This is a genomic window from Pseudoalteromonas sp. XI10 (assembly GCF_001469895.1).
Classification (GTDB): domain Bacteria; phylum Pseudomonadota; class Gammaproteobacteria; order Enterobacterales; family Alteromonadaceae; genus Pseudoalteromonas.
In genome coordinates this window covers 101,819-125,742 of record NZ_LOPY01000040.1, presented here as the reverse complement: position 1 = coordinate 125,742, position 23,924 = coordinate 101,819, and the positions used below count along the sequence as shown (strand labels likewise).

The window sequence follows — 23,924 nt, the reverse complement described above, 5'->3', positions numbered from 1 at the left end:
GAAATTGCGAGTAGATAAAAAACTACAAGTAATCTTAATTTCTTAAAGAATATGTTCATTGCTGTCCTTGTTATTTGTTGGTTACATTAATCGATGTAAAACCTCATTGCGCATGGCTTGATTAATAAGGCTGACCATTCTGGTGTGGTCTAAATTACTGTAATGCACTATGGATACACTCTTATTTTGAAGTACTTGCCAATAACCAGCAGGGCTTATTGGATCTGCGTTACTGACATAGAGTGTGGTTCTATTAGCTGATTGTTTGCCGTTCAGTAGGGCGAATAAATCAAGCTGTGTTTCATCAATAGCACTGTTTTGAATTACATCTTTTGCTGCGTTTTTAAAATCATTATCTTTGACAAAGTAGCTTAAGGTTGGGTGATAACTTTTAGCTACGGACATTAATGCGGTATCAAAATGCACCATTGGTGCAACCATTATCTGCTGCTTTACATTAGGCATTTGCTTTGCAAGTTGCATAGCAGCAATACTGCCCATTGAATAACTTAAAATATCAATTTGTTGGTATTGATTGGTATTTAAATATTGCTTTAATACATCAAGGCTGTTTAGGCCAAATTTGAATTCACTATACTGATTGCTCGCAGGCATTAGGATGACATCTTTGCCGGTAAAATGGCTAAGCCAGCGGGCTTGAAAGCTATAAATCAAACTACTCACACCATAACCTGGGAATAGTATAATTGCTGAATCGTTTTTCTGTTTGGCACCATTTATAGAGGTCAAAGTTGTTTCAAATGTTTCCATTTCCTCTTTTGATTTAAGTTGAAAAGTTATGCCAAATTGTTCACCTTGCTCAAAATATTCGATTAAATCATTATGGGAAAATATTCTAACTGCTAAACATTCATGTGTAGTGTTACATGTTTTTCGAGGTATGCCTTCGTAAACGGTATTCAACATTGGGTCGTCAGGGCCACCGTAAGATATCTCTTCTACAGGTTGAGTGATTTGATAAGCAATAAAACTCTGACAACCACTAAGGACTGAAATATAAAAAATGCAGAGGATAAAGCGCATAATTCCCTTTGTTGTTATTGTAGTATTTCCATTAATCACAACAACTTACCAATCAAGCAGTAATAATGCAATTGGATAATATTTCTTCAAGGGTTATATGAAGCTTGCAATTACCACCTAGCGGTAAATCCACGGTTATCTATGTGAACAAAACCACCGTGATGGGAGGCGGGTTTATAGCGGCCAATACCGCCATTATAGCGGCTCTGTTTTTGGAACTTTTCAAACATTTTATAAAGCACATCAACATCAGCAATCGTTAGTTTGCCATCACCGTTTAAATCGTCCATTCGGCCATCACCATCTTCATCTATATATAGGTCAAAGGCATCGCCGTATTGGTGTCGGCTGTGTTTGCCATTACCAATTGAGCGATTGTAGTGGGGTGTTCTATAGCCGCTGATAAAGGCAAATTTGCTTACTTTAATCCCTTCATTTTGTACAAACGTGAGCAGATCTTCGAGCATCATCAAGCCATCGTTGTTGACATAAAGATACTTTGGAAAGCCACTCACTTGCTTACAAATTACATTTTTAACTTGCACATGAGGAGTCAGCTGGCGTGATAAGTCTTTCTCAAAAATTTCTATAAACCCGTTTGGTGCACTGTATTGTGTGTAGCCTTTATAAGGGGCAGGGTAGAGGCCTATTTGATAATTATTCAATTGCTTATTGTTAGCATTGAATGGTTTTTTCACTATAACGAGTAAGCGTTTGCTGGTTTTGTTGTTACTCAGTACTAGGCTATAAAACCCTGCATTTTCTGGGGCATAAACGGCAATGCTATTTGGCCCTAATCGCTCAGTCTCAACATCTGATACTGCCGTAGCTGTAAAATCAGCCGTGTTATCAAGTGTTAGCACTTGTTTTGCATCAAGTACAAGGCTGTGCAGCGAGTCAGTTAACTCAATGGCAGCAACAGAGCATGTAGTTAACGCTAAGCACACACTAAAAATAATACGGCTGAAATACATAGTGACCTCTAAATTGTATTGTTTGTTAATGGTGTGGTGAGTGCTTTTAATAACGCACCATCGCGATTATAAACGTCGGTATAAAATTGTAGGCCCTCGTCGTTACCCGCAACGGTCCAATACATTAAAAGTACGTCTAGCGGTTTTGATAAGCTGACTTTTTTAGTTTCTTTTGCAGCAATGGCGTCATCAATTTCACTACGGCTCCAATTATCCGACGTTTCTAAGATTTTCTCAGCTAAGGTGAATGGATCATCAACTCTTACACAGCCGTGGCTAAATGCACGTTGGTCTTGCTGGAATAAACTTTTTGCAGGGGTATCGTGCAAATAGATTGAGTATTTATTTGGGAACATAAACTTGATTTGCCCCAATGAATTATTCTCTGAAGGCTGTTGTACAAACCAATATGGGAAGTTTTTGCGGCTGGCATTCGGCCAATCAATACTCTCGCTATCAACTGGGTTACGGCGACTATCAACTACAACAAAGTCTTTCTCGTTTAAGTAGTTTGGGTTTTCTTTCATTTTTTTGATGATGCCACCTGAAATACTCCGCGGTACTGTCCACGTTGGATTCATCACGATATAGCTCATTTGCCCTTTAAATATTGGGGTTTTGGTGTAGTTTCTGCCTACAACTACATTGGTTTGCCATTTCAATTTGTTGTCTTCAAACAAATACAGCAAATAGCCTGCGATATTTACCACTAAGAAGCGCTCTGTAAGGGTATTATCAACCCAACGAATGCGCTCTAGGTTCACTAAAATATCATTAACGTACTCACTGTAATCTTTGTTGAGTAGCTTTAAAGTGGCGTTGCCAATTATACCGTCATCAGCAACTTGATGGGCATTTTGAAAGCGTTTAACTGCTGCTACTAGCTCATCGTTATAATCAGTGGCATCACTGTTACTGCCTTCAAAATACTTTAGTCGTTTTAACTTTTGTCTTAAAAGCGGTACCGCTGGGTCCGACTGCCCGGGTTTTAATACCTTATTTTGCAGTGCGAAGTCAGGTAACTCGCCAGTGGCATCAAGCTCTCGATAAAACACAAGGGCGTCTTTTAAACGCTTATAATGAGGCAAAACTGGTTTTAGGTTTTCAAGTCCTTTATCAAGGCTTTTTGATTTTACATGTTTAAGTAATGAGGCCGCTGCGGCATCTGGGCTGACATCAAACTGTTCATAGTTCCAAGTAGCTGCCAATTGTTTTGGGTTTACCTTTCCGCGAATTAGGTGTTTTGCATAGCTCATCACGGCATCAGTCATTAGAACATCAAACTGTGCTTCTACGGCATCCGCTCCGCGTTTATCTATTTCGTTGATCAGCGCCATTAATGTATCAAAGTGATAGTCGTTAGGAGATAGCCCTTCAAGTTCTGCTTGCGCAATTAAGTTGAGCGCTTGCTTGGCATATTTTGCGTTGTCCCATACTCGTTCAAAATTATTTGCTTTATAGGTGGCAACGGTCATTTCTGGGGAGTGGATTTGTTGTCCTTCTATACTGTGAGACTCACCAATCAGAATAGGCTCAAGCTGTTGTTGTAAGTATTGGTTTTCAGCCAGCACAGGCATACAAATGGATAAACAACTTACCAAAGCTGTGTAGCGTAGAATTTTCATAGCTATGTCCTTATAACGTATTTAGTAATTTCTTGAATTGTTTCTTTTTTGCTCATTTAAGCTTAGCAAAACAATACGATTTATAGGAACATATTTTTAAATAAAAAACGCTTGGCAAATTTATTGCCAAGCGTTCGGTTGGGATCTTGAGAGGGGCTTAATTACTGGTTGTTTGTAATTTTGCTTCTGGCTCTGCTTTTTTACCTCTTAGCTTGCCAATTAAGCGTTTAAAGTCTTCTAACGCGACGTACTGACAAGGGATTAAAATAAGCGTAATGACCGTTGCAAATAACACCCCGAATGCTAGAGATACAGCCATTGGGATAACGATTTTTGCTTGTAAGCTTGTTTCCATAATGATTGGTAATACACCAATAAAGGTCGTTATTGAGGTCAGTAATATCGCTCTAAAACGACGCGCACCGGCTTGCATCACGGCCTCTTTGATTGCTACACCTTCGGCGCGAGCTTTATTAACAAAGTCGACCATCACTAGCGAGTCGTTTACGACCACACCTGCAACAGCGATGATACCGAATACTGATAGGCTACTCATTGTCATACCTAAAATCATGTGGCCAAACATCGCACCAATGACACCGAATGGAATAACAGACATGATAATAAATGGCTGTGAGTACGAGCGCAGTGGAATAGCAAGTAACGCAAAGATAATCATCATTGATAAAGCAAAGTCACGTACTTGTTCTGCCACACTGTCCAATTCTTCTTGAATACGACCTGCCACATTACTTTCTACACCTGGGTAGCTTTTCAGTAAGCTAGGTAAGTATTCGTCACGAATTTCTTTTGCAATGGCAAATGGTTCAGCTTGATCAGTATTAACTGCAGCCCAAACGTTTACAGTACGTTTAGCATTTTCACGGCGAATACGGTTTACACCATCTACAATGTTAACTTTAGCAACTTCAGCAAGCGGTACTTCAACACCCGTTGGCGTAATGATACGAGCATCTGTGATGTCACTTACTGCATTGCGCGATTCACGAGGGTAGCGGATCATTACTTTGATCTCTTCACCGTCACGTAAAATACGTTGTGCTTCTAAACCGTAGTAGCTAAAGCTAACTTGTGATGCCACATCCGATAGGGTTAAACCTAAGCTGTAAGCTAGTGGTTTAAGTTCAAGTTGAACTTCGTCAGTTGCAGATTGTAGTGAGTCATTTACATCACCTACGCCTTGCATGCTATTAAGCTTTTCTTTTAACTTAGCAGCAACTTCTTTGAGCTTATTGATATCTTTGCCTTCTAAGCGAAAGCTAACATCACCGTCATCACGACCACCGTTCATGATACTGTCTTCAATATTCAGTGTTTTCACACCTGGCAGTGGTGGCATTTGTTCGCGCCACATTGCACTTAATTGGAAGGTATCAATAGGGCGTAAGTCTGGTTCAACCAAAATCGCCATAATGCGTGCACTTGTACGACCGCGTAAACTAACCGATAAGTCGCGGATCATCGCTTGACCATATTGCTCTTCAAGTTGTTTATCGACATCTAAAATCAGCTTTTCAATGGTTTGCGCTGTCTCAAGGGTTGCTTGCTCAGACGACGATAAGTTCATTTCAACTGAGATACGTGGGAAATCATGTGGAATTTTAGGGTTCGCAACAAATTTCACTAAACCACCAGCGAACATACCGCCACTAACAATAAGCACACAGATAAAGCCAACAATCACGGTGTAACGGTAATGAATACAGCGACCAATAAATGGTGTGTAGTAATTATCAACAAAGTTCTTGAGGCCTTTATCCATACCTAAACGTAAGCGATGTAATGGATTTTTAGGGTTCGCAGGTTTATTTTTCATTGCTGCTAAGTGAGCCGGTAAAATTAGTTTTGACTCAATTAATGAGAAAATTAAACATAGGATAATTACACCACCAATGGCTTTAGAAAACGCAGAGCCAGGGCCTGATGCCAGTGTTTGTGGTAAAAATGCGGCAATTGTAGTTAACACCCCAAAGGTTGCAGGAATAGCAACGCGTTTTACGCCGCGTACCACGTTATCTAGGCTATGACCGTGCTTTTCAATTTCAGCACTGGCTGACTCACCGACGACGATAGCATCATCAACGACTATCCCGAGCACCAGTATAAATGCGAATAAAGAAGCTAAGTTAACAGTGATGTCTATAAAGCCCAGTGGCATCATTAAAAATGCACCTAGGAATGACACAGGTAAGCCCATCATTACCCAAAACGCTAAGCGAAGTGGTAAAAATAGCGCCAGTACTACCATTACTAAAATACCACCCCAGATCATGTTGTCGATCATCATGTTTAGACGACCTTCAAGGTAGTAAGTTAAATCAACAATAGGTGATAGTTTTACACCTGCTGGTAACTGTGGTGCTTTATCATCTAGGTATCTTTTTAGTACCGCAGCAACTTTAGTGATGTCTTGATCTTTGGAAGCATTTACTTCAAAAGTCAGTGAGTTTTTACCGTTGTACTTAGAGTATTGTAAGCCTTCTTCAAAACCGTCGTTAATTGTTGCTACATCACCTAAGAAAACTTGTGCACCATCTGGTAAGTGTAATAAAGGCAGATTTTCGAACTCTTTACCACGATACGCTTGATTTTCAACACGCATTGAAATGTAGCCATTTTCAGAGCGAATTTGACCTGCTGACATATTGGCAGAGAAGCTGCGTACGGCTGTGGCAATATCACGGAAAGTTAAACCATACTCACGTAGTTTATCTGGGCTGATTTCAATGCCAATTTCATAGTTTAAGCCACTGTAAAAGTTGACCAAGTTAATTTGTGGTAAAGCTTGTAGCTCATCTTTTATGTCGTTACCAAGTTCTTTGAGCTGGTAGTTACTCATATCGCCATACAGCGCGAGAATCATCACTTCTTGCTCAAACTTTTCACGGCGAACAATAGGGCGTTCCATCTCCGCAGGGAAGGTATTGATTGAATCAACCTGCATTTTGATTTCATCGAGTACTTCTTGCGGGTCGTACTTTTCTTCGATTTCTATCCAAGCTTGTGAAAAACCACGGTTCGAATAGGTAATTAAACGCTTAATGCCTTCGAGACCTTCTAAAGACTCTTCGACCTTAATGGTGATGCCTTCTTCTACCTCTTGCGGCGCAGCCCCCGGATAAACAGCTTGAATACTGATCCAGTTACTTTCAAATTGTGGGAACATTTGCTTACGCACCGACATTGCTGTCAATAAGCCACCCACTAAAATGAAAATCATAAGTAAGTTTGCTGCTACTGGGTTGCGAGCAAACCAGGCAATAAGCCCTTTTTCTCTGTGCGTGGTCATGGCTTATTCCTCTTTTAACGCTAACTGCGTTGTTGGCACACTCAGTTTTGCGTCATCTAGCTTGACCGCCATGCCTTCAGTTGGGTATTCAAGTGCCGAGGTAATAAGTTGCTCACCATTAGTAAGGCCATTATCGGCGATCACCATGCCATTTTGTTCGCGAACGATGTTAAGTGTTTTAAAGGTAAGCGTTTCGCCATCTTGTAAAACAGCGACTTTTTTGTCTTTAACTAAATGGTGCGGAACAACAATCGCATTGTCCAGCGCTCGACCTTCGATAGTGGCATTAATGTATGAGCCAAAACGTAATGGCTGCTTTTGCTCATAAGGCGTTGCTACTTGGGCTACTAAGTAATTCATGCGGCTACGTTGGTCTACAACTCCTTCGCTACGTACGATAGTTGCTTGCCACGTTGTTTGTTTCCCAGCAAATTCAGCGTTAATTGATACGCTGGCGCCAATTCCTTGGTTATTAAGGTATTGCAGATCTTTATCAGCTACAGGTAAACGAATTTCAGCCAATGACGTTGAGCTCAGACTTCCAAAGCTGTTACCTGGGTTTACTACACTACCTAAACTAATTAGACGCTCGTCTATAATCGCATCGTATGGTGCTTTAATATATGTACGTTCAAGATTACGTTTAGCTCGTTTTACACTCGCTTGCGCAGCGCGGTAACTTGCAAGTTTTTCAGCAAGTTGTGGTTTACGTAAATAAAGCTCAGATGGAATAACTTGGTTTGAGTCACCCTTGATGCGGTCCCACTCAGCTTGCGCAACTGACACCTGTGCACGTTCTATCTCAAGCGCTGAGCTTGCTTGTGCCAAACCGGCTTCAGCTTCAATGAGTGCCGCTTCGTAATCATTTGGGTCAATACGTGCTAGAATGTCACCTTGCTTAACAAATCCACCTTGTACGAATTGATCTGATAACGACACAACCTGACCACTCACTTGCGCAACAAGTTCAGTTTGGTTTTTAGGTTTAACAATACCGTATGATTTTACATCAAGGGTAATAGCGTCAAAGCTTAACGGTTTGATTGATACAAGCGGGCGCAGATCTTGTTCTGGTTTTTCGACTGGCGGTTGCTTCATAGAGGCAAATGCGAATGCCATTCCAAGTCCGCCGACTAATACGGCGATAGGGAGAATGATTTGTTTTTTACTAGCCACGGGATAGTCCCTCACGGTTGACGGTAATTAAAAATAAATTTGATAGGCTAAGCATACGCAATAAAGTGTTTACAAGGCGTTTGAAGATGTAACAAACCATTACACATATTACAAAGGCGCTACAAAGGTTCTATAAGAGGTACTCAATGACAGATAAAATGGCATGTAGATTAGGCTGTGGCGCCTGTTGTATTGCACCCAGTATTAGCTCACCGATCCCAGGAATGCCAAACGGCAAGGCAGCGGGAGAGCGCTGTATTCAACTAGATGATAATAACCTATGTAAATTATTTGGTGATGAATCAAGGCCTAAGGTGTGTAGTGACTTTTCTGCCACTATTGATGTGTGTGGCACCACTAACGAACAAGCACTGTATTTAATTACCGAACTTGAGCAGTTGACTTAAAAAAGATTAAACCTTTAACACTTTTTAACGGTTGCTGAGGTGTATTTTTTATAACCAAAGTTTTCTTTATGGCGTTTAATATAATTTTGGTTATGGTTTGATAGATACCTCGAAAGGTAACGTAACACAATAATGCCAGTCAATTGACTGGCATTATTGTTTTTGCTTACCACGTATAAGTAGCGCTAAGAGTATATTGCTCGCCGCGGCCAGGGGTGCCTGGGACTTCTTCGAAAGATTCATCCCAAATGTTGTCAGCTGCAAAGGTAACAAACACATTATCAAGCTGAGCTGGGGTGAATTTTAGCGTTAACTGAGTAAAGAAGGCTTCATCATCAGAGCTACGTAGGCGGTTACTATGTTGCTTACGCCATTCGTTATCGATACGCAGCTCAAGCACATCCATTGGCTGCCATACTGCACCCAGTGTTACACGATGATCAGGGTAATTAAGCGCATAAAAGCTTGCATCAATATCTGCCGTGCCATAGTCTTCTGACTTTTCTAAATAGGTGTAGCTGGCAATCAACTCAGCGCTTTCAAACGATTTATTCGCTAAAAACTCAACGCCTAAGGTGTCTATATCAACCGGGTTTGCAAAACGTGCTGAGGTTGCATCAAAGCGATATGTCCAATCCGTAAGGTTTTTATCTTTACGGTAGAAAATAGCTGAATCTAAACGCCATGAAGACTGTTCAATCAGTAAACCTAATTCAAGGTTATCGGTGGTTTCGCGCTCAAGGCTGTAGTTACTTCTGAATAATCCGCCCGTTTCACTGCCGCCGATGGCGGTATAACCGGGAACTTGTGTTGCTTCTGCGTATGATGCATACCAGGTATGTTCACTGCCATTTTGATTAGCTACTTTAAGGCTGGCATCGGCAATAAATGAGGTATCTGAGCTATCACGGTTGGTATCATCAAATGCAGCACCAACACGTAAAGTAAGCTCTTTGTTCGCTGTAAGGGCTGATTTGTACTCAGGCAAGATACTTAGCTTAGTGTAATTACGTGATGTAAAGTTGTTTTCAAGAGACGTTGATTCAATTTCATCAGCAATAAATTGCCCAGCATAATTAATTGCATAGCGGTCATTTAAGCGGTGACGCCCAGAGAGTGCCAATGACTTAACCGTGGTTTCGTGAAACGCTTCAAAAATAGCTGGGTTTTCACGAGACAAAACGTAATGGTCGTTATGTTTACGATAATAACCAGTCACTTCAAGGCTATTGTTCTCACCATACATTTGCTTGTGATTGAGCATGAAAAGCTTGGTTTCAAGATCTTCGGTTTCGTTAAAGTTAAATGGCGTATAAAGATTTGGCCAACCAAAAAACTTCTCTTGGCGTCCGAACATTAAATCAGTTTGTGAGGTAGAGCTTGCAAGTTGAATACGCGCTGAGGCGCGTTCAAAGTCGTGGTCGCCATTATCAATTGAGCCATCACTTTTTGAGTGCGAGTATTCACCCTCAAAACCTAATCGCCAATCAGGTTTGCTATCAAGCTTTTGGCTATGAGCAGCATGAATACTTTGCAAATTAAAGCCATTAGTACCTGTGCCAAGTGAAACACTACCGGTACTCGTGATAGGGCGCCAGCCAAATGAAACCGTACCAACCGAGCTATTCATTCCATAAAGGGCATTATCAGCACCTGTAAGCACTGAAGGGCCTGTTAGCATCTGCGGCGCAATGGGAATTTCAGCAAAGTAGTGACCAGATTGTGGGTCAAATAACGTACTGCTACCAACACGAAAGCCAGTATTTTCAAAGATACCACCGCGAATGGTGACATCAGCTTGTGCTTCAGCCATATTGCGCGATTGCAAGTCGACACGTGGGTCATATTCTAAGTTTGATACTGGCGCATCAAAAGTACCTACAGGTTCTTTATTTGCGGTTGCTGAAACTTCAACGGTGATTTGTTCAATATTGTTGGTGTCTTCTGCTAGTACTGAGCAAGTGACGAATAATGCGGGAAGTGTAAGCTGTACTGCGCGTACCATCTAAAACTCTCTTGATTTTGTTTAATCTGGGGTAGTGGGCTAGTTAAGCGCACTGAAAATTGCGGGTATTGTATCTGAATCACCGAGTTATACCACTCCAACCAGATTTCAACAGGCAATAAAAAACCGCGCTAATTGCGCGGTCTTTTAACTAAATCAGTGTTTAGTTTTGATTAATTGATTGCGGTGGGAAGTTACTTAGAATGTTAGCAACAGTCTCTTTGATAACTTCAGTGCGCTTTTCAGGTGATTGGTTCTTTTGCAAACGACCTTCTTTAGCACCACGCCAAACTAATTGGTTAGAAGCACGGTCTACCACGTCTAAAATTAACGTACCCACTTCGTATTCGCGAGCAGTTGTTTGCGTGTTGTAACCCATACCCCAGTAATTCCAGCGTGCGCCGTAACCGACGTTAAAGGTATCTACATCAATTTTAGTATCGACAGAGGCATGATAGTTAATTAGTACATCTGCTTGCGCTAAATCAACTAGCTTCATACCGCTTTTTTCAAGTTCAGCATTTACAGCGTCACGAACACGTTTTTCCATTAAAGGGCTAATTTGGTAATTCGCTACGTTTTTAGTCAAGCTGGCATTAGGTACCCAAGAGAAGGTTTTATAATTACTAAAATCTGCTGATTTGTCGTAATCCCAATCAGGCGTTTTAGCACAAGCCGCTAAAAAAAGTACAGCCGTCGCGATTAATAAGTTCTTCATATTGTTTGCTCCTTGGCAAAATTTCCACTACTTGATTGATAACATAACACAAATAATACTCAACTGAATGATTATTTAAAAACTATGGCACATTTACAAAAAAGTACTGTAATAGTTTGTAAACATAGTCATCCTTGACTGAATCAATGATTAATTTTTGTAATTAAACGGTGTGTTCTACTTCTATCCAGTCTTTTTCATCCACCCAGTTTTGTGCACCATCTTTAACAGTACGAATAGGGACGATGTAATCACAGCTAACTTGTGGTTTAACTGAGGCAAAAATCGGCACAAAGCCAAAGCTAAGAGCGGTTTCGATAATTGCTTTTTGGTTTTGTGGGTCGATATCAGCTGCTTCATCGATATAAATCGGAATACGATACAAGTTTTGTTCTTGGTCGCTTAATAAGTAACGAATAAACAGCATGCCACAAAGTAGCTTAATGGTGATACGGGTACCGTTAGAGCCGGCTGAATCGATTTTTTCGAAGTGCTCAGTTTCACCAGCACGGTTTACTACTTCAAAACGAATATCGAATAAGTCGGTAAGTGTTAAACCGGCTTTTTCAGAGGCAAGCTTAATCAAATGATCTTTCGCTTCGTTTACCGCAGATTCGCTATAAGGCTCTTGGCTTAATAGGTCTAGGGTATCGCCTTGCTCAAACTGATTTGAGGTACTAATAATGGTATCAATGCTATCAACCAACATCTTGCGCGGAATAACATTAATTTTGAATGCTTGAAGATTAGAGATGCGGTGCTGACTAATGCCTTTATTAAAGCTGTTCATTTCGCGGCGTAAGCGATCTAAGTCTTCACGCAAGCCTTTAATAGTAGCGGCTACTTCGGTTAACGCAACTCGGCCTTGACGTTCAACGGCATCGCGTTCGTTATCGATGTTATGAAACGCGCTGATAAGCTTTTCGTATTTAGTAAACTCATCGTTTTCGTTATCAAATTTAGTAATACCCGCATTATAAATATGCATATAGGTGTTACGTACGTTGATATCAAAGTTACGTAGCTCTTGGCAGTCTTTGTTGAAGTGATGAATGAGGTCACTTAAGTTATCAAAATCAATATTGATTTCAATCATGTACGGAGTGACTTTGCCTGAGTAAAAATCAAGGGTGTGATCGATACGTTCAGATTTAACTTGGCGTAAACGGTCAGCTTGGCGGGCAAGCAGATCTTTTTTCGATTTGATAATCGAACGACGATCGCTAATTGAGCCACTGTTCTTTTGAATATCTTGCAGGTAGTCGTCAACTTGCTCGCGCTCTGCATTTAACTGCTCTTTTAGCAGAGTTTGTGCATCGACAGATTGCTGCATCACTTCAAATTGTTCAAAGCGTTTTAACGCTTCTTCTGAGGCCATTAGCTCATCATATAAGGCGTCTTTTTCTTTTTGCTTTTCGGCGACATTAGCAGCGACTTCGCGCTGCTGTTTAAACTCTTTCAGTGAGTTTTCAAGGGCAGCAAGTTGCGCGGTTAATTGCTCTTTATTTTCGCCCGTTTGCATTTGCACTGGGCTTAGCTTTTTGAGTTTGATGTTTGCACCAGGGAGTGTCAGTACACCGCCTTTCACATTTGCCGATAACTGCTCTAAAAACTCACCAAAAGCATCTTCGTCTGTGATATCAACATCACCATTGCTGGTGGTGGCAAACGATAAGATATCTGGGTTTAGAATACGCGAAATTTCTTCAACTTCTTTTAAAGACAAATCTTCACGCATGCGAGTGAATAAATTGAACTCGAGGTTCTTTAACTGCAGTTTTAAGCTCTTAATTTGCTTTTGTGTTTCGCTGATACGGTAATCTAGCGTGTGCAAGCTTTGACCTTGAGCACTGCTTAATGAATGCGATAGCGATTCATAATCTTGTTTAAGCTGAGTAAGGCTTACTTTTAAAGTGGCTTTGTTAACTAGTTCAAACTCAGATTTAAGCGCTCGATAGTCTAAAAACCACTGTTCAATTTGCGTTTGTTTACGCTCAATATCACGGGATTGCTGAATATACAGCTGCTGCTTTTGGTCGAACTCATGCTTTTCGTGTTCGATATCTTCAAGAGCAATATTTAGCTCAGCGAGTTGCTCTTGTTGATAGGTTTCAAAGTCAATCAGTGCTTGGTCAATTTTTGGCGCATAGGCTGCAAGTTTGCCTTTTAAAACCGTTTGGTTTTCAAGCATAGATTCAAGAGCTGCGATAGGCTCTTGCATTGACTCAAGGGCTTTTAGTTCACGTTTAGCGCGATTCACTTTATCGAATGAACGTCGCCACACTTCATAAAAGTCGACCCGTGAGTTTGACATATGGCGCTCAAATACACGTAACATAAAGCGCTTAACATCACTGGCACCTAACTTATGCAAGTTAAGAATACGGCGGAAAATTTCTTTGTAAATCGCTGAATCTTGCACGTTATTGAGGGGGATCATCTTTAAGTTGATATCGCCATCAAACGGCGTTGCGCCGCCAGTGAGTAGGGCGTTTAGCTCTTGCGCTTTTAATTCGATTGGATTAAAACCTTGCTCTTTTAAGTGATTAAAAAGCTTGGTGAATTTTACAATGGTTTTGCCTTGCGTGTAGTGTTCAAGGTTCAACTTACCTTGGTAGCAAAAAAACTGATGCGCGTAACCGGCAATTTTCCCAAGGCCGGAAACACCAATCACCACAGGGCCATTAGGCAGGTCAGCTTCGAGTAAAATATAGGATTGATCTGACGAAAAGTAGAATTTTCGGGTTTCGTCTAAATCGTGGCCATCCCATTCTGTTAAACGTAAATCATTAATCAATGGAAATTGCAGGGCATTAATTACCGAGCTTTTACCGGTATTATTCGGTGCACAAATAGAGCTACTTTTATCCAGTGGGATCACGCATTTTGCATAGCCTGCGGTATTTAAAAGCGCAAGTTTGCTGAGTCCGTATAGGCTTTGGCTTTGCATTAGTCGTCATCTCCTAGGTAGGTTTCTTCGTTTACTTCCATTAATGCATCGATATAACGATAAATAGGTGCTTGCAGCATAAAGCCGTTTTCTACTTCGCGAGCTAGACCTAAACGCACCATACGAAGGTAAACGTCTTTGCGTAAATCTGAGCCTGAAAAGATTTCTAATTGATCAAACAGGTGCTTGTTGATTTGCACTAAGGTTTGCATCAGTTCAAGGTCGTTTACTTCGTCAAACAAAGCACGCATTGGATCTTTACCAGTATTGGCATAATGCTCAATCAAGATGTAAATAGTCAGTGCGATGGCACGCGAAATTTTACCCATATTTGGGGTGCTTTCATCACTGCCAAAATAGTAATAGCCACGGCTATCGTGTTGTAGGTCATGGCCAAGGGCGTTAAATAACGCGCGATAAGCATCAATGTGTTGGTCAAGCTCTTGCCACATCAGCGTGTCTTGTTCGCTAATGTGGTAGCCTGATGTGAGCTTTTTATTAATAGCTTGCAGATGCGTTAAATCATCTAAGTTAATATCTGTCATGGTTATTGCTCTGTTGCTTTTTTATCGTCAGCAATCGATGAGTTAAATGGGTAAAGAGAGAAGTGTTGCTGGGCAATTTTTATTTTTACTTTCTCTTGGCTTTGGCTAATTTCAAGGTCGCCATCGCTAATTAATTTTTGATACAAGAACAGCATTTCGTCAGCTTCTAAGTCTGGGTAGCTTTCATCTAAGAAACTAAGCAGCGGCTGAGCTTTTTTGCTGGCTTTTTTAAAGCGTTTTCTAAATTGTGTTTTAACGTCGTTGTAATCAGGAATATGTGGGCTTTGATAGGCGGGCACATCATCATGTTCAGGAAGCTGATATTCATCGTGCTCAAAGTCAACTAAGCCTGCCATGTAGGCCACAATATGACGTTGCTGACCAAGCGAAAAGCGTTGCGCGTCTGATACAAAGTTAGGCTGTACTGCACTTAACATGTTATCGACGCCATTTTTACGCACTAAACCAAGCACTTTAGCCGCTTGACGCGTAATTAGATTGTTGCGGCGTAATTCTTCACGTAGCGGCATCAACATATCGGCGCTTTTACGTAAACTTTCACGGCCAACTAAATGCATTTCTAAAATACGGGTACGTAATTGTTCAAGCATGCGTTTGTCTTGGTATGACTTACCAAGACGGTCAATTTGCTCTATTTGCGCGCTAATTTGCGCTTCGATGGTATTAAAGCAAGCGTGGAAGTCACCTCGAATATCCACCATTTCCAGCATAGGCTCGATGTATTCATCGAACGCTTCAATTACAGCCTGATAGCGTTTTTGCAGTGATTGCACCGCGTTATCAGCTTTTGCTTGCTCAACAATATTTAAAATTGCGTTTTCATTATGGGCAAACAATTTCATTATTTTGCGTACCCGATCATCCATAATGCGGCTAAAGCGGCGAAGCTCGTCGTAATCTTCAATTTCACCAGCTTTAGCAAGGCGATTACCAAGGCGAGCTAAGTCATCAACGAGCACGCTAATTTCTTGGGCAAGACCTAAGTGTTCTTCTTGCAGCAAGAAAGTCGCAAAATCGGCGATCGCACGGTTGATTTCTAACTGTGATGATTTTGCTAGAGGAATGATAATATCTTGATTCAATAGACGATTTGTTTCTTTATAAATGCGTTCATTTGACCATGAAGGTTGTTTTTGTTTTATCGCATTTTGTACGTCTTTCAAGCTGAAATCAGCCATCTTAAAACGTTTAAATAGCAGTTCTAACACCCCCCAATGTTCAGTAAGGGTATTTAATAACTTTTTAGCTGGGATCATAAGGCTCCAGTAAATTCAGACTTTGGTGTTAGCGATTAGTATTAAATTATGTAATTGAGAATAGTTTTATGTTTTCTATGCTGCTAGAATCCGCGCCGAAACACTCGACTTACAATTTTTACATTATTATAAAGGTTGTTCAAACACCATGGTAACCCCACTTATCCTAACCCTGATAGCGGTGGCATTTTTGCTTATCGTTATAGAGGATATTATCCATGTAAACAAGGCCAAAACGACGCTTTTTTTTGGCACTTTATGCTGGATTATCTTATTTATCTCTCCAATTTATGGGCAAAGCCCAGAAACCATACAACATCAACTGGATCACAACATATTAGAAATCGCGACTTTGTGGCTGTTCTTAATGGCTGCGATGACCTTTGTAGCGTATTTAAACTCTAAAGGCTTTATCCAGAATATTGTTCATAAAATTATGCCAAATCAAATCAGTGAACGAAAGCTGATGTTTCTGATCGGTGGGTTTGCGTTTTTATTTTCATCAATATCAGACAACATAACTGCAACTTTAATCTCGCTTGCGGTGGTGATGTCACTTAAGTTAGATCCTAAAAAATTAATAAAATATGCGACCTTAATTGTATTTAGTGTTAACTCGGGTGGGGTGTCGTTGATTACGGGTGATGTTACAACCCTTATGATTTTCTTAGACGAAAAAGTCACTATTGCTAATCTACTATTATTAATTGCCCCTGCACTGATAAGTGTTGCACTGCTCGCGGCAATGTTGTCGGTGGGTATGTCGGGTAATGTTGTGTTTGAAAAACAAGCAGCCCGTCGTATCGAAAAGACAGATATTACCATTGCGGTTATCTTCTTCTCGACGATTATTGCCACGTTAACTTTGAGTGTGCTTTATAGTGTGCCGCCGTTATTAACTTTTTTATTTGGTTTATCTCTGATGTTTTTGGTTGCGCAATTCTTAATGCGCAAAAAAGACGTTAACAAAAAAATCATCGATTATATTCGTGAAATTGAATACGACACCTTATTGTTCTTCGTTGGTGTGTTATTGCTGGTTGGCGCATTAAAAGAAGTTGGCATGCTTGCTAAATTTACTCACTTATATGAGTTGATGGCACCGGAATATGCCAACTACTTGATGGGGCTATTATCAGCGGCGGTAGATAACGTACCTCTAACTGCAGCACTTTTAAAAGCTGATATTGTGATGAGCCCTCAGCAATGGCTGTCGTTTACTTACGCAACTGGGGTTGGTGGCTCAATGCTTATTATCGGCTCTGCGGCAGGTATTATCGCCATGAGTAAGGTAAAAGCACTGACCTTTATGAGCTATCTTAAAATGTCGGTTTATTTATTAATTGCTTATACCGTTGGTTATTACGGTTCGCACTTAGCGGGCAGTTTAATTTCATAAAACAACTTGACAGCTAGACGTCTAAACGTTAACTTTCGAAGCCTGCTTTTAACAGCAGGCTTTGTTATTTTAACCAGGTGTTAACTTAACATTCAGAAGAGGTGCGATACTTAGGTAATTAATGTGAGGTGACGAACGCCGATGACCATTAATGAGGGAAGTACTCGCCGAGAAAATTAACCGGACGTCACGGTTATTTTTCGGTTTATGGGGCTGAATCCTCAAAACTGTCACCAAACTAGGTGGAGAGCTTCTGGCATGGACTACTCTTTATTTTCAAAGCACCCCCTTGCCGAGTTCTTCTTGAATTACTGTGGATAGTTTTCCACAAAAGGAGACGACATGAATACCCAATTAGCCGCCAACACAAAATCAGATTACGTTGTTGCAAAATTTGGTGGCACCAGTGTAGCTAACTTTGATGCTATGAGCCGCTGTGCAGAAATCATTTGTGCTGATAATCAAGTACGTATAGTTGCTGTGAGTGCCAGTGCGGGCGTGACAAACCATTTAGTTGCATTGTGTAAAGCTGATTTGAGTGCGGCTGAACGTGACGAGCACATTACTGGCGTTGTCGCCATTCAAGAAGCAATCTTGGCAGAGCTGTCACTGGATGCTGATTTAGCACATGGCTTTAATGAAACGCTTAAGGCTTTTCAAAAGCTAGCATCAGACGGCGCAAAGTCAGTAGCAGATCAAGATGAACTACTGAGCTTTGGCGAGCGTTTATCATCGTATTTATTTACTCAAGTATTACGCGGGCAAGGTCTTGATGCGGTGCGTTTTGATGTACGTAAAGTGCTAAAAACAGATAGCCAATTTGCTAAAGCTACCCCAAATGTTGCAGCAACCGCTGCGGCTGCTAAAGAGCATTTAGTGCCGCTACTTGATGACCATGTTGTGGTAACTCAAGGTTTTATTGGTAGCAATGAGCACAATCAAACGACCACTTTAGGCCGTGGTGGTTCAGATTACAGTGCTGCATTGCTAGCAGAAGCAATTAACGCAAAAAGCGTGCATATTTGGACCGATGTTGTGGGTATTTTCAGTACTGACCCGCGTTTATGCGCTAAAGCAAGCCCAATTGCACGCTTAAGCTTTGATGAAGCGGCAGAAATGGCAACATTTGGTGCAAAAGTACTGCACCCTGCAACCATTTTACCTGCAAGCCGTAGCCATATTAGTGTGTTTGTTGGTTCAAGCCGTGAACCGCAGTTAGGTGGTACATGGATTGAAAAAGAAAAATCTCAGCAACCAGGTATTCGTGCCGTAACACAGCGTAAAAACCAAATTCTGTTAACGGTTAAAAGCCCAGAAATGCTCCTAGCGAGTGGTTTCTTAGCGCGTGTTTTCACCATTTTAAGTGAGTTTAATATTTCGGTTGATTTGGTTACTACCTCCGAGATCAGTGTTGCAATCACTTTAGATAACGCACCAAATGCATCACGCCCTGAGCTTGATCAAGCTTGTTTAGATAAGCTTTCTGAGTTTTGTCATGTGTCGGTTGAGAATAACTTAACGCTGGTGGCTTTAATTGGTTCTGAAATTCAATTACGTCAGCAAGAAATGAACTTAATGCAGGTATTGAGTGATTTTAATATTCGTTTAATTTGCCACGGTGCAAGTAAACATAACCTGTGCTTCTTAGTTGAGCAAAGTGAGTCAGATGAAGTCGTGCAGGCGATTCACAGCCGACTATTAGAAAGCCAAGTCGCGGCGTAAGTCGTTAAAATTAATAAAAGAGCACTGCCAGTCAGTGCTTTTTTGTGCCACAACACTTATATCAAAGCCTTCAACAGAGTTACTACTCGCGCTGAAATTATGTTTGCTCAATTCTTCAAATACATTAGGAGCAAGTAGTTTCGCAATAGGCTGAGCACTTGCTTTGGCAAGCGCTTCTTTTAATGTCCAAATTCTAAAAAAGCACTGTGCCTGTTCATCGGATGCATCAAAACGGCTAATTAAGTCAACTTCATCTTGATGATAAAAGTGCTTTGCGAGTTTGATAAAAGGGCGAGGCTTACTGCTTTGTTCAATATCAAAACCAAATAGCTGCTGTTCAGGGTTAAGGGCTGCGCCAATTAAACCATTTGAATGTGATAAACAGGCCCACACAGGTTCTCTGCGTTTTGTATGTAATTTGAGCTTACTGTCTTTGTCATCAAACTGGCTCGATATTTCATTTAGGGTTAGATCATCATAAGGGTAAGCATTTTGATACAAATACTTTAACGTTAGGCGAGTCGCTAAGTACTCTTGCTTGGCGCTAGGAACTTTGCGTTTTTCCAGCACACTTAATTCAAACTCACTGAGTAATTTATCAACGGGTAAACTTGCAACATCAATACGTGCTGCATCCATCAGCATAATTTTTTTGGCCGTTGTTTGGCTTTGCTGCTCGATGATAAGAGTGTTCGAAAAGTAGTGACTGCTCATGGTTTAACGCTTACACGAAGGCTCGTATTTAGTTTTGTTTATTTTTACAGCAGATGCACATTTATAGGCACGAACAAACGCAAATAGTTTACGCAGTTGACTGTAATTATGGTTTAATGAGGAAAAATAATAACAGATTTGTAGATGTATGGCACAAGTTCGTGACGGCTTTCAAAGTCGATTAGGTTTCGTTTTAGCAGCTTCTGGTGCGGCGGTAGGTTTAGGTAATATTTGGGGCTTTCCAACACAAGCGGCAAACCATGGCGGCGGTGCATTTTTACTCGTTTATTTCATTGTTATCTTCTTATTAGCGCTTCCGGCTCTTTATACTGAGCTGTATTTAGGCCACCAAGCGCAAGCGAATCCAGTAAAAGCATTATCTAATGCATGGCAAGACACAGCTCCTAAAGTGGGAGCCGCAGCAGGCTATATTGGCCTCTTTGGTGCGGTTGTGATGTTAAGCTTTTATTCGATAGTTGCAGGGTGGATGCTCGCTTATGCGCTTGAGCCAGTCGCAAGCTTCTTTGGTTTTACTGAGTTAAGTAACTTTTTACACAGTGACTCGATGGCACGTAATTTTGTGTTTACACCACTGATGCTTATTCTTACTGCGAGTATTATTTTAAAAGGCGTTAAATCAGGTATCGAGACTTGGTCACGTCGCTTAATGCCATTATTGCTAGTATTATTAGTGGCGTTAATTGCTTATATCGCGACCCTAGATGGTGCGATGGATGGTTTTGCAGCCTATTTAGTGCCAGATTTTAGTCAAATTCTTGATGCAAACTTAATTATTGCGGCAATGGGGCAAGCGTTCTTTTCATTGTCGTTAGGTGTTGGTTGTATGATGGTTTACGGCTCTTATTTAAAACCAGATGCCAACCTGCCTAAATTAACTGGCACTGTGGCACTGCTTGATACCGGTGTAGCCTTTTTAGCTGGTTTATTGATTATTCCGGCTATTTTTGTTGCTCAACATAACGGTGTAGAGGTATTTAGCGGCGGTAAACTGGTCGGTGAAGGGCAGTTAATTTTTGCAATTTTACCTGAACTGTTTAGCACGATGGGTCAAGTGGGTTTACTCGTTGGCTTATTATTCTTTGTATTAATGTCGATTGCTTCAGTGACATCAACTATTTCATCGACTGAAATTCCAGTGGCATTTTTAGTTGAGAATCATAGTGTAGAGCGTAAAAAAGCAACCTTATTTGTAACGTTAATCGTGTTTATTGCCTCATCACTGATTATCTTAAACTTTGACTGGTTATTTGGTTTAGTCATTATGGTACTTACACAGTACCAATTACCTTTAATGGGTTTGTTTTATTTCATTACTGTTGGCTGGTTATGGCAACGTGGTAATAAATTGCATCAAGTATCGAGCGGCCCTCATTATTGGTTTGCCCAGTACATTCGCTTTGTGTGCCCGTTATTAATGACGGCGGTATTTGTCAATGTGGCGTTGTTGAAATAGAGACTTGAGTTGCGAGTTACAAGTTTCTAGTTTCAAGGTGAAAGAAAAAAGTAAAAGGCGTGGGGTTTAAACCTCACGCCTTTTTTTAATTTAACGTGCGCTTGCTTTAAATAACTTCGTTAGTTAATGGTAAGCCTTGGCTTATTTCATTGGCACTTTGTAATGTGGTACAAGCTATTTCGCTAAGTGCTTCTTGGGTGAAGAAGCCTTGGTGGCCTGTCACTAACACATTCGGAAAGCTAATAAGGCGTGAAAAAATATCGTCTTGCATGATTTCTTCACGGTGATCTTTAAAGAATAACTCTGACTCTTGCTCATACACATCAAGCCCTAGGTGTCCGAGCTTTTTAGACTTAAGGGCTTGTATACATGCTTGGCTATCGAGAAGTGCACCACGAGAGGTGTTAATCAGCATGACACCATCTTTCATTTTCTCAAATGCGCTAGCATCAATTAAATGATGGGTATGCTCGTTGAGCGGGCAGTGCAATGAGATGACATCACTTTGTGTGAGTAAAGTGTCTAAATCGCACAGGGTATAAGGGCCTTCACCAGCCATTGGGTCACAAACTAGTACCTTAGCTCCAAAGCCATTTAAAATATTTACCAGCGCTAAGCCTATTTTGCCGCAGCCTATAATCCCAATAGTTTTTTTAAACAGGTTAAAGCCAAGTAAGCCGTTTAAATCAAAGTTACCTTCACGTACGCGGTTAAAGGCTTTATGGGTTTTTCGGTTGAGCGTTAGCATGAGTGCAATACAATGCTCTGCTACTGCTTCTGGGCTGTAAGCGGGGACGCGGCAAACCTTGATGTTATGCTCTTTGGCAGCGTCAAGGTCTACATTATTGAAGCCTGCACAGCGTAATAAGATTGCTTTAATGCCAACAGCCGCCATATCGGCAATGACGTGTTTGTCGACCGTATCGTTTACAAACACGCACACTGCATCAAAACCTTGGCAGAGGGGCGTGGTATTGCTGTTTAAGGATTGCTCAAAATAACTGAGCGAAACAGACTCAGCGTATTCAGTTAGATTCCTTTCAAAAAACGGTTGCTCATACTTTTGCGCACTGAATAAGGCCAGTTTCATCATTTAAATTACTCTCTATCACCATTTTGAGGGTTTCGGGTTTGGTGCGCGGGGCATATCGCGCAACGAGTTGACCCTCTGAGTTTATAAGAAATTTGGTGAAATTCCATTTAATTGCACGGTTTTGTGCAATTCCACGGGTATGACACTTTAAATAATTAAATAAAGGATGGGCGTCTGGGCCGTTGACTAACACCTTGTTAAAAATAGGAAAGCTGACATCAAAGTGTTGCTGATAAAAGGCTTTAAGCTCATTGCCATCAAGTGGCTCATTGTGGCCAAATTGATTGCAGGCAAAACCGAGTACGGTAAAACCTTGCTGTTTATATTCTTGATACAACTTTTCAAGGCTTGCCATTTGAACTGAAAAATTACATTTGCTGGCAATATTGACGATAAGCGCTGTTTTTCCTTGTAACGATTCAAGGCTAAAGTTTTCACCAGATGCAAGCTGGGCATTGAAACGATATATACTATCCATGTTTTACCTGTGTGTTTTTAAACGGTTTAAATGAACTTTTTTTCATTCGCTTTTTAGTTATTCGGTTGAGATAATGAAATTGTTACTAATTTATCACTCAAATAGGTCAGTTTTATGTCAATGAAAGTCGCCTTCATCGGATTAGGTGTAATGGGTTACCCAATGGCGGGTCACCTTGCCAACGCAGGTCACAGTGTGACAGTTTACAACCGCACAACGGCTAAAGCGCAAAAGTGGGTTTCAGAGTATCAAGGTGAATACTCTGAAACGCCAAGTGAAGCAGCAAAAGGGGCTGATATCGTTTTCATGTGTGTAGGTAATGATGATGACTTACGTTCAGTTGTTTATGGTGAAAATGGTGTGCTGGCAAGCATGCATGAGGGCAGCTATTTAGTTGACCACACTACAACATCAGCTGAAGTGGCACGTGAAGTTGGCGCTCAAGCAAAATTACAAGGCATCGCATTTTTAGATGCGCCGGTTTCTGGCGGCCAAGCGGGGGCAGAAAATGGTGTATTAACTGTGATGGTTGGTGGCGACGAAGCTGACTTTAATGTTGTTCAACCTGTCATAGCTGCTTTTAGCCGTTTTAGCCAATTATTAGGTGAAGTAGGTTCTGGTCAACTTTGTAAAATGGTAAATCAAATTTGTATTGCTGGTGTGGTACAAGGCTTGGCTGAGGGTTTACACTTTGCAAAACAAGCTGGCCTTGATGGTGAAAAAGTAATTGAAACCATCTCTAAAGGCGCTGCAGGCTCATGGCAAATGGAAAACCGCTACAAAACAATGTGGGCTGGCGAATACGAGTTTGGTTTCGCTGTTGATTGGATGCGCAAAGATTTAGGCATCGCTTTGGATGAGGCAAAGGCAAACGGCGCAACTTTGCCGATGACGGCAACAGTTGATCAATATTACGCCGATGTACAAGCTTTAGGCGGCGGCCGCTTCGACACCTCTAGTTTATTAGTGCGTATCGAAGCGTTACATAAAAAGTAATATTCATAAAAAACGCG

18 protein-coding genes and 1 riboswitch are annotated in these 23,924 nt (G+C 41.0%); of the genes, 5 read left to right on the top strand and 13 right to left on the bottom strand.

Annotated features, from left to right (window positions below; all coding sequences use genetic code 11):
• Window positions 1-81 precede the first annotated feature (81 nt).
• From AUR67_RS10300 to AUR67_RS10280, 5 genes are all read right to left on the bottom strand, one after another.
• Window positions 82-1,083: an alpha/beta hydrolase gene (locus AUR67_RS10300; RefSeq protein WP_152996518.1), complete on the bottom strand. Its 1,002-nt coding sequence runs from the start codon at window positions 1,081-1,083 to the stop codon at window positions 82-84.
• A 71-nt stretch (window positions 1,084-1,154) separates the two neighbouring features.
• Window positions 1,155-2,018 carry a D-Ala-D-Ala carboxypeptidase family metallohydrolase gene (locus AUR67_RS10295; RefSeq protein WP_058585210.1) on the bottom strand — a complete coding sequence of 288 codons (864 nt, stop codon included), beginning with the start codon at window positions 2,016-2,018 and terminating at the stop codon, window positions 1,155-1,157.
• An 8-nt stretch (window positions 2,019-2,026) separates the two neighbouring features.
• Window positions 2,027-3,643, bottom strand: coding sequence for a L,D-transpeptidase family protein (locus AUR67_RS10290; RefSeq protein ID WP_058585209.1), 1,617 nt, complete (start codon window positions 3,641-3,643; stop codon window positions 2,027-2,029).
• A 157-nt stretch (window positions 3,644-3,800) separates the two neighbouring features.
• Window positions 3,801-6,953: an efflux RND transporter permease subunit gene (locus tag AUR67_RS10285; protein WP_058585208.1), complete on the bottom strand. Its 3,153-nt coding sequence runs from the start codon at window positions 6,951-6,953 to the stop codon at window positions 3,801-3,803.
• 3 nt (window positions 6,954-6,956) lie between these two features.
• Window positions 6,957-8,129 (bottom strand): efflux RND transporter periplasmic adaptor subunit, encoded by a 1,173-nt coding sequence (locus tag AUR67_RS10280; RefSeq protein WP_058585207.1) that lies wholly within the window; start codon window positions 8,127-8,129, stop codon window positions 6,957-6,959.
• Window positions 8,130-8,287: 158 nt separating this feature from the next.
• Between AUR67_RS10280 and AUR67_RS10275 the strand changes: the two genes are divergently transcribed.
• Window positions 8,288-8,536, top strand: coding sequence for a zinc/iron-chelating domain-containing protein (locus AUR67_RS10275; RefSeq protein ID WP_058585298.1), 249 nt, complete (start codon window positions 8,288-8,290; stop codon window positions 8,534-8,536).
• 166 nt (window positions 8,537-8,702) lie between these two features.
• Here AUR67_RS10275 and AUR67_RS10270 read toward each other — a convergent pair whose 3' ends face one another.
• From AUR67_RS10270 to AUR67_RS10250, 5 genes are all read right to left on the bottom strand, one after another.
• On the bottom strand, window positions 8,703-10,541 hold the full coding sequence (locus AUR67_RS10270) for a TonB-dependent receptor plug domain-containing protein (protein ID WP_058585206.1): 1,839 nt from the start codon (window positions 10,539-10,541) through the stop codon (window positions 8,703-8,705).
• 163 nt (window positions 10,542-10,704) lie between these two features.
• Window positions 10,705-11,259 (bottom strand): DUF4136 domain-containing protein, encoded by a 555-nt coding sequence (locus tag AUR67_RS10265; protein WP_058585205.1) that lies wholly within the window; start codon window positions 11,257-11,259, stop codon window positions 10,705-10,707.
• A gap of 163 nt (window positions 11,260-11,422) precedes the next feature.
• Window positions 11,423-14,209 (bottom strand): hypothetical protein, encoded by a 2,787-nt coding sequence (locus tag AUR67_RS10260; RefSeq protein WP_058585204.1) that lies wholly within the window; start codon window positions 14,207-14,209, stop codon window positions 11,423-11,425.
• Window positions 14,209-14,754 (bottom strand): condensin complex protein MksE, encoded by a 546-nt coding sequence (locus tag AUR67_RS10255; protein WP_058585203.1) that lies wholly within the window; start codon window positions 14,752-14,754, stop codon window positions 14,209-14,211. The genes AUR67_RS10260 and AUR67_RS10255 overlap by 1 nt, the downstream gene beginning before the upstream one ends.
• Window positions 14,755-14,756: 2 nt before the next feature.
• The gene (locus tag AUR67_RS10250) at window positions 14,757-16,031 is read right to left on the bottom strand and encodes a hypothetical protein (RefSeq protein ID WP_055196777.1); all 1,275 of its coding nucleotides are present in this window, start codon (window positions 16,029-16,031) and stop codon (window positions 14,757-14,759) included.
• Between the two features lie 148 nt (window positions 16,032-16,179).
• On the opposite strand from AUR67_RS10250, the gene nhaD reads away from it, so the two are divergent.
• Complete coding sequence (gene nhaD / locus AUR67_RS10245; RefSeq protein ID WP_058585202.1) at window positions 16,180-17,430, top strand: sodium:proton antiporter NhaD; 1,251 nt, start codon at window positions 16,180-16,182, stop codon at window positions 17,428-17,430.
• Window positions 17,431-17,518: 88 nt separating this feature from the next.
• Window positions 17,519-17,691, top strand: a riboswitch (Lysine riboswitch).
• Window positions 17,692-17,772: 81 nt separating this feature from the next.
• Entirely contained in the window at window positions 17,773-19,152 is a 1,380-nt protein-coding gene (gene lysC, locus AUR67_RS10240; protein WP_055020817.1) for a lysine-sensitive aspartokinase 3, read from the top strand.
• Here lysC and AUR67_RS10235 read toward each other — a convergent pair.
• Window positions 19,129-19,866, bottom strand: a complete 738-nt coding sequence (locus tag AUR67_RS10235) for a 4'-phosphopantetheinyl transferase family protein (RefSeq protein ID WP_058585201.1) — start codon at window positions 19,864-19,866, stop codon at window positions 19,129-19,131. The genes lysC and AUR67_RS10235 overlap by 24 nt on opposite strands.
• A gap of 148 nt (window positions 19,867-20,014) precedes the next feature.
• Here AUR67_RS10235 and AUR67_RS10230 point away from each other — a divergent pair, with 148 nt between their 5' ends.
• Window positions 20,015-21,340 (top strand): sodium-dependent transporter, encoded by a 1,326-nt coding sequence (locus tag AUR67_RS10230; protein ID WP_055020819.1) that lies wholly within the window; start codon window positions 20,015-20,017, stop codon window positions 21,338-21,340.
• A gap of 106 nt (window positions 21,341-21,446) precedes the next feature.
• On the opposite strand, the gene AUR67_RS10225 is transcribed toward AUR67_RS10230, so the two are convergent.
• Both AUR67_RS10225 and AUR67_RS10220 read right to left on the bottom strand, forming a co-directional pair.
• Window positions 21,447-22,430, bottom strand: a complete 984-nt coding sequence (locus AUR67_RS10225; protein ID WP_054561682.1) for a 2-hydroxyacid dehydrogenase — start codon at window positions 22,428-22,430, stop codon at window positions 21,447-21,449.
• Window positions 22,396-22,911, bottom strand: a complete 516-nt coding sequence (locus AUR67_RS10220) for a glutathione peroxidase (RefSeq protein WP_054551485.1) — start codon at window positions 22,909-22,911, stop codon at window positions 22,396-22,398. Before AUR67_RS10220 ends, AUR67_RS10225 begins: the two co-directional genes overlap by 35 nt.
• A 114-nt stretch (window positions 22,912-23,025) precedes the next feature.
• Between AUR67_RS10220 and AUR67_RS10215 the strand changes: the two genes are divergently transcribed.
• Window positions 23,026-23,907: an NAD(P)-dependent oxidoreductase gene (locus AUR67_RS10215; RefSeq protein ID WP_058585200.1), complete on the top strand. Its 882-nt coding sequence runs from the start codon at window positions 23,026-23,028 to the stop codon at window positions 23,905-23,907.
• Window positions 23,908-23,924 lie beyond the last annotated feature (17 nt).

What these genes read in the sequence shown, in the direction of transcription:
- AUR67_RS10295 (WP_058585210.1), bottom strand. Translation starts at nt 2,018, where the DNA reads ATGTATTTCAGCCGTATTATTTTTAGTGTGTGCTTAGCGTTAACTACA.
- AUR67_RS10265 (WP_058585205.1), bottom strand. Translation starts at nt 11,259, where the DNA reads ATGAAGAACTTATTAATCGCGACGGCTGTACTTTTTTTAGCGGCTTGT.
- AUR67_RS10260 (WP_058585204.1), bottom strand. Translation starts at nt 14,209, where the DNA reads ATGCAAAGCCAAAGCCTATACGGACTCAGCAAACTTGCGCTTTTAAAT.
- AUR67_RS10220 (WP_054551485.1), bottom strand. Translation starts at nt 22,911, where the DNA reads ATGGATAGTATATATCGTTTCAATGCCCAGCTTGCATCTGGTGAAAAC.
- AUR67_RS10270 (WP_058585206.1), bottom strand. Translation starts at nt 10,541, where the DNA reads ATGGTACGCGCAGTACAGCTTACACTTCCCGCATTATTCGTCACTTGC.
- AUR67_RS10235 (WP_058585201.1), bottom strand. Translation starts at nt 19,866, where the DNA reads ATGAGCAGTCACTACTTTTCGAACACTCTTATCATCGAGCAGCAAAGC.
- lysC (WP_055020817.1), top strand. Translation starts at nt 17,773, where the DNA reads ATGAATACCCAATTAGCCGCCAACACAAAATCAGATTACGTTGTTGCA.
- nhaD (WP_058585202.1), top strand. Translation starts at nt 16,180, where the DNA reads ATGGTAACCCCACTTATCCTAACCCTGATAGCGGTGGCATTTTTGCTT.
- AUR67_RS10230 (WP_055020819.1), top strand. Translation starts at nt 20,015, where the DNA reads ATGGCACAAGTTCGTGACGGCTTTCAAAGTCGATTAGGTTTCGTTTTA.
- AUR67_RS10215 (WP_058585200.1), top strand. Translation starts at nt 23,026, where the DNA reads ATGTCAATGAAAGTCGCCTTCATCGGATTAGGTGTAATGGGTTACCCA.
- AUR67_RS10250 (WP_055196777.1), bottom strand. Translation starts at nt 16,031, where the DNA reads ATGATCCCAGCTAAAAAGTTATTAAATACCCTTACTGAACATTGGGGG.
- AUR67_RS10290 (WP_058585209.1), bottom strand. Translation starts at nt 3,643, where the DNA reads ATGAAAATTCTACGCTACACAGCTTTGGTAAGTTGTTTATCCATTTGT.
- AUR67_RS10225 (WP_054561682.1), bottom strand. Translation starts at nt 22,430, where the DNA reads ATGAAACTGGCCTTATTCAGTGCGCAAAAGTATGAGCAACCGTTTTTT.
- AUR67_RS10285 (WP_058585208.1), bottom strand. Translation starts at nt 6,953, where the DNA reads ATGACCACGCACAGAGAAAAAGGGCTTATTGCCTGGTTTGCTCGCAAC.
- AUR67_RS10255 (WP_058585203.1), bottom strand. Translation starts at nt 14,754, where the DNA reads ATGACAGATATTAACTTAGATGATTTAACGCATCTGCAAGCTATTAAT.
- AUR67_RS10275 (WP_058585298.1), top strand. Translation starts at nt 8,288, where the DNA reads ATGGCATGTAGATTAGGCTGTGGCGCCTGTTGTATTGCACCCAGTATT.